The organism is Prosthecobacter sp., assembly GCF_020439865.1.
Lineage (GTDB): Bacteria > Verrucomicrobiota > Verrucomicrobiia > Verrucomicrobiales > Verrucomicrobiaceae > Prosthecobacter.
This window is the reverse complement of the sequence record NZ_JAGRPF010000176.1, coordinates 1-5,056: the sequence shown is the minus strand read 5'-3', so window position 1 is coordinate 5,056 and position 5,056 is coordinate 1. Positions and strand designations below refer to the sequence as shown.

The following is a 5,056-nucleotide window of genomic DNA, read 5'->3' as shown; positions in this document are numbered from 1 at the left end:
TCCTGCGTGACAAGCGTGCCGGTGGGGTTGTTCGGATTGGCGATGAAGACTTCCTTCGTCTGCGGCGTGATGGCGGCGGCCATCGCATCGAGATCATGCACGTAGCCGGGATCAGGCACCTCGATGGTGTCCGCGCCGAACACTTTGGCCATGAGCTTGTAGACGAGGAAGGCGTGCTCGGCGGTGATGATGTTGTCGCCGGGCTTGAGGAAGGCGTGGCCGATGAACTCGATCACTTCATTCGAGCCGCAGCCCATGATGATGTTGCCCATCTCGAGGTCGAACTTCTCCGCGAGCGCGTTGCGCAGCTTCCACGAAGCGCCGTCCGGGTAGATGTTCACTTCCTCGACGGCCTTCTTCATCGCCTCGATGGCCTTCGGCGATGGCCCAAGCGGATTCTCGTTGGAGGCGAGCTTGATGATGTCCTCCGGCTTCAGGCCGCGCTCACGCGCGACATCCTCGATGGGCTTTCCGGGTTCGTAGGCGACGAGGTCTTTGAGCTGCGGGTTGGCGTAGTTCCAGATGGACATGGGCTGTGTGATTGGGGTCCGTTTCTTGGACTGGAAAGGCATGGATGGCAAGCCCGTGTGAAAGCCTTTCTGGCCGTCGTTTATACTGCCATGTCGTATGAGCGTCTGGTGAAGCTGCTGGGAGGAGTGTTCGTGCTGTTGTGGACGGCGCTGGCCATCCATCCCATGCACCGCCAGGACTGGATGCTGGAAAATGCGCTCGTGGTGCTGGCACTGCCCATCTTCATCGCCAGCTACCGCCACCGGCTGTTCTCGCGACTGTCATGGACGCTGATCTTTGTCTTCATGTGCCTGCATGAGGTCGGCGCGCACTACACGTACTCGGAAGTGCCTTACGACGAGTGGTGCCGGGCGCTGACCGGACGCACGCTCAACGAACACTTCGGCTGGCAGCGCAATCATTTCGACCGTGTCATTCATTTCACCTACGGCCTGCTGATGGCCTATCCGTTCCGTGAAATCTTTCTGCGCATCGCCCGCGCACGAGGCTTTTGGGGTTACTTCCTGCCGCTGGACCTGACGATGTCGTCGTCGTTGCTCTATGAACTGATCGAATGGCTCGCGGCCGCACTGCTGGGCGGTGACCTGGGCCAGACCTACCTTGGCACGCAGGGAGACATCTGGGATGCGCACAAAGACATGGCGCTGGCCTCGCTCGGTGCGCTGATCGCCATGCTCATCACCGCCGCGGTGAACCTGCGCTGTCAGCGGGATTTTGCCCGCGAGTGGTCGGAAAGCTGGCGTGTGAAGGCGGAAGGCGATACGTTTGAGAGGACAACCCACAAGCCATGATCTCCGCCGCCACCGACTCCGCCGAATTGCTGCAGTCACTCGCCACCGCGCTCGGGCTGGGACTGCTGGTGGGCTTGCAGCGCGAGTGGGAGCAGAATCCCGTGGCGGGCATTCGCACCTTCGCGCTCGTCTCGCTCTTCGGCGCGCTGTGCGGCATCATGGGCATCGCCTACAGCGGCTGGGTGATCGCCTCCGCCTTCGTCGCCTTTGCCAGCATGGTGATCCTCGGGAATGTCTCCCGTCTGCGCGACAAGGGACCGAGCACGGGACTGACCACCGAGATGGCCTTGCTGGTGATGTTTGCCGTCGGGGTGATCACTGTGCACGGTCATCGCATGATCGCGGTCGTCACCGCCGGCACGGTGATGGTGCTGCTGCAAAGCAAGAAGCCGCTGCACAACATGGTGCGGCGCATCGGCGAGGATGATCTGCGCGAGATCGCACGTCTGGTGCTCGCCGGGTTGGTGATCCTGCCCGCACTGCCGAACAAGGAGATGGGCTATCTCGGCGTGCTGAATCCCTTTTCGATCTGGCTCATGGTGGTGCTCATCGTTGGCATCAGTCTCGCGGCCTACCTCGCGCAAAAATTCCTCGGCGGCACTACAGGCGTCGCGCTTGCCGGACTGTTCGGCGGCCTGATCTCCAGCACCGCCACCACCGCCAGCCTTGCACGGCGCAGCCACGATCGCGGCGCCTGTGGCATCAGCCTTGCCGCCATCGCCCTGATCGCCTCCGCCATCGTCTTTGTCCGTGTGATGGCGGAGGTGTCCATTGCAGCCCCCGCGCATCTGAAAGCCATGCTGCCGCCGCTACTGGCCATGATGTTCTGGTTTGGCCTCGTGGCTGCCATCACGCATCGCATCGCCGAAAAGAAGGGCAGCCATGCCGCGGACGAGTCGCCGCCCTCCGAACTCAAAAGCGCCGTGCTCTTTGGCCTGCTCTACGCTGTGGTTCTCGTCGTCGTCGCCGCTGCGCGCGAGCATTACGGTCACTCCGGACTCTACCTCGCCGCCGCGCTTTCCGGGCTCACCGACATGGACGCCATCACGCTTTCCACCTCGCGCCTCGTCAGCACTGCCCACCTCGAACCGGGGATCGCCTGGCGCATGATTCTTGTCGGCGGCATGGCCAATGTCGTTTTCAAAATGGGGCTCGCCACCGTTTTGGGCGCACGCGCCTTTCTCAGGCCGCTGCTGCTTGGCATGGGCATTTCTCTAATCGGCGGCGCGTTGATCCTCGCGTTTTGGCCGTGAGCACGTCAGCTCAAGCCGCCACCTTCGGCGCGAGATAGCCTAGCATCGCCTCGAGCGTGCTGAGCTTTCCGTAATCGGCCTCAGGAATCTCGACGCCGAGTTTCTCGTTGAGGGCGATGAGAAAGCTGAGGAAGTCGAAGGAGTCGATGTCGAGGGTCTCGCGGATGTTCTGATCCGGACGCAGTGTGGCGGGCTCTGACTCCGGCGCGACCTGGCGCAAACCGGAGAAGATGATGTTCTTGAGTTCGTCTTCGGTCATGGCTGGTCAGGGGTTTGCAGGTGACGGTTGAGGGCTTCGAGAAACTGAGCGCCAAGATGGCCGTCGGTAGCGCGGTGATCGGCGGCGAGCGAGGCGGTCATCACCGAATGCACGCCCAGCATGCCATCCTTCGCCCAAGGCTGCTCCATGATCTTGCCGAGCCCGACAATCGCGACCTGCGGCGGATAAATGACGCCAAACACCGTTTCGACGCCGAGATCGCCGAGGCTCGTGATCGTGATCGTCGCATCGGTCATCTCGGAGCTGCGCAGACGTCCGCTGCGTGCGCGCGGAATCAGATCACGCAGATCGGTCATGAGTTCGTCGCAGGACTTCTTGTCCACATCGTGAAGCGCCGGCGCGACGAGGCCGCCGCCCTTCATCGCGATGGCAAAACCGAGATGGATCGCATCGGAAACACGATGCTCACCATCAATCCAGAAACCGTTGAGCTGCGGCACGTCGCGCAGCGCCTTCGCCAGCGCCCGCAGCAACGGCACGACCGGCAGAAGGCGGTCCTTTATGCTGCGTTTCTGATTCTCCGCCTGCAGCCAGGCCAGCATCACGCTCATGTCGATGCGCGTTTGCAGGTAGTAATGCGGAATCTCGCGTTTCGACTTCGCCATCGCGGCGGCGATGGCACGGCGCATCGAATCCCCGGTCTTGGCAACGACCGGTTTGGCCGCACGTTCGACATCGGCCGCTTCGATCGCTCCACCGGGTCCGCTACCACGAAGACTGGCAATGTCGACATTCAACTCCGCCGCACGCCGTCGTGCGAAGGGCGAAATACGTATGCGAGCGGCAGGTGCAGTCGCAGTTTCGGCGGCGTGCTCCACATCTTCGCGGTCAATCAGACCACCAGGTCCGGTCCCATGGCCGATGAGCGGCTGCAAATCCACATGCAGTTCGGCGGCGATCTTCCTGGCCAAAGGCGAAGCATGAATGTGTGGCGTCTCCGGTGCTGCCACTGGCGCCTCAACAGCAGGTGTCGAACTCGCCGGTGATGAGACCGCCGCCGGCATGGCCTCGCTCGTTTTGATCACCGCCATCACGCTGCCAACGGGAATCTTGGCACCCGGCTCGGCCACGAGCTTTTCGATCTCACCGTTCACGAAGCATTCGATGTCGATGATGCCCTTGTCGGTATCGACCTCGGCGACGACCTGCCCGCGCTTCACGGTATCGCCCGGTTTAACGTGCCATTTGACGAGCGTGGCCGAGGCCATGTCCGCGCCGAGGCTGGGCATGACGAAATCAGCCATGGGAGGAAACGAGGGTTTGCACAGCGGCGATGATCGACTCCACCTGCGGCAGCGCGGCATGCTCCAGATGCTTCGCGTATGGGATCGGCACTTCGGCGGAGCACAGTCGTTGCACCGGACGGTCGAGTTCGTAGAACGCCTGCTCCATGATGCGTGCATTGAGCTCAGCCGAAATGCCGCCGCTGCGCCAGCCTTCATCGACGATGAGCACGCGATGCGTCTTCTCCACGCTGCGCATGATCGTCGCATCGTCGAGCGGACGCAGCACACGAAGATCGACCACCTCGACCTGAATCCCCTGCTCCGCGAGCTTCGTCGCAGCCGCGAGGGACTTGGGCAGACTCGCACCGTAGGTCAGGACGGTCACGTCTTTGCCTTCGCGGCGCACTCGGGCGCTGGAAATGTCCACCGGCCCGGGATTGGCGGGCAACTCGCCTTCCATCACATAGAGCGTTTGATTCTCGAAGATCAGCACCGGATCCGGATCTTCCAGTGCTGTCGCAAGCATGCCGTAACCGTCCTCAAGCGTTGCCGGCGTGAGCACCTTGATTCCGGGAATGTGGCCATACCATCCTTCGAGACTGTGCGAATGCTGCGCCGCGAGCTGCTTGCCACCACCGGTGGCCATGCGAATAACGATGGGCACATTGTACTGACCGCCAGACATGTGCAGCAACGAGGCCGCCGTGTTCATGATCTGATCCAGCGCCAGCAGACTGAAATTGCAGGTCATGATCTCAACAATCGGACGCATGCCCCCCAGCGCCGCACCGATCCCGGCACCGACGAAGGCCGACTCCGCCAGCGGTGTGTCGCGAATGCGTTCGTCGCCGAATTCCTCCAGCAAACCGCGGCTCACCGCGAAGCAGCCGCCGTAGTGCGCCACGTCTTCGCCCATGAGAAAAACGCGCGGATCCTTCTGCATCGCACTGCGGATGCCTTCACGCACCGCGTCAC

Annotated in this window: 6 protein-coding genes; 2 read left to right on the top strand and 4 right to left on the bottom strand. The window is 62.3% G+C overall.

Features of this window, described 5'->3' with window-relative positions; translation table 11 throughout:
- A partial coding sequence (locus tag KDL09_RS20335; protein ID WP_294389223.1) for an aminotransferase class I/II-fold pyridoxal phosphate-dependent enzyme occupies window positions 1-530 on the bottom strand: 530 nt, incomplete at its 3' end.
- Window positions 531-620: 90 nt separating this feature from the next.
- Between KDL09_RS20335 and KDL09_RS20330 the strand changes: the two genes are divergently transcribed.
- Both KDL09_RS20330 and KDL09_RS20325 read left to right on the top strand, forming a co-directional pair.
- Window positions 621-1,322, top strand: coding sequence for a DUF2238 domain-containing protein (locus tag KDL09_RS20330; RefSeq protein ID WP_345781103.1), 702 nt, complete (start codon window positions 621-623; stop codon window positions 1,320-1,322).
- The gene (locus tag KDL09_RS20325) at window positions 1,319-2,575 is read left to right on the top strand and encodes a DUF4010 domain-containing protein (protein ID WP_294389219.1); all 1,257 of its coding nucleotides are present in this window, start codon (window positions 1,319-1,321) and stop codon (window positions 2,573-2,575) included. The genes KDL09_RS20330 and KDL09_RS20325 overlap by 4 nt, the downstream gene beginning before the upstream one ends.
- A gap of 10 nt (window positions 2,576-2,585) precedes the next feature.
- Here the strand turns inward: KDL09_RS20325 and KDL09_RS20320 are convergent, their stop codons facing one another.
- The 3 genes from KDL09_RS20320 to KDL09_RS20310 all read right to left on the bottom strand — a co-directional run.
- Complete coding sequence (locus KDL09_RS20320; RefSeq protein WP_294389217.1) at window positions 2,586-2,834, bottom strand: phosphopantetheine-binding protein; 249 nt, start codon at window positions 2,832-2,834, stop codon at window positions 2,586-2,588.
- Window positions 2,831-4,099 carry a dihydrolipoamide acetyltransferase family protein gene (locus KDL09_RS20315; protein ID WP_294389216.1) on the bottom strand — a complete coding sequence of 423 codons (1,269 nt, stop codon included), beginning with the start codon at window positions 4,097-4,099 and terminating at the stop codon, window positions 2,831-2,833. The genes KDL09_RS20320 and KDL09_RS20315 overlap by 4 nt, the downstream gene beginning before the upstream one ends.
- Window positions 4,092-5,056, bottom strand: a 965-nt coding sequence (locus KDL09_RS20310) for an alpha-ketoacid dehydrogenase subunit beta (protein ID WP_294389215.1), incomplete at its 5' end; no start/stop codon positions are given. The genes KDL09_RS20315 and KDL09_RS20310, both read right to left, overlap by 8 nt.

What these genes read in the sequence shown, in the direction of transcription:
- KDL09_RS20320 (WP_294389217.1), bottom strand. Translation starts at nt 2,834, where the DNA reads ATGACCGAAGACGAACTCAAGAACATCATCTTCTCCGGTTTGCGCCAG.
- KDL09_RS20325 (WP_294389219.1), top strand. Translation starts at nt 1,319, where the DNA reads ATGATCTCCGCCGCCACCGACTCCGCCGAATTGCTGCAGTCACTCGCC.
- KDL09_RS20330 (WP_345781103.1), top strand. Translation starts at nt 621, where the DNA reads ATGTCGTATGAGCGTCTGGTGAAGCTGCTGGGAGGAGTGTTCGTGCTG.
- KDL09_RS20315 (WP_294389216.1), bottom strand. Translation starts at nt 4,099, where the DNA reads ATGGCTGATTTCGTCATGCCCAGCCTCGGCGCGGACATGGCCTCGGCC.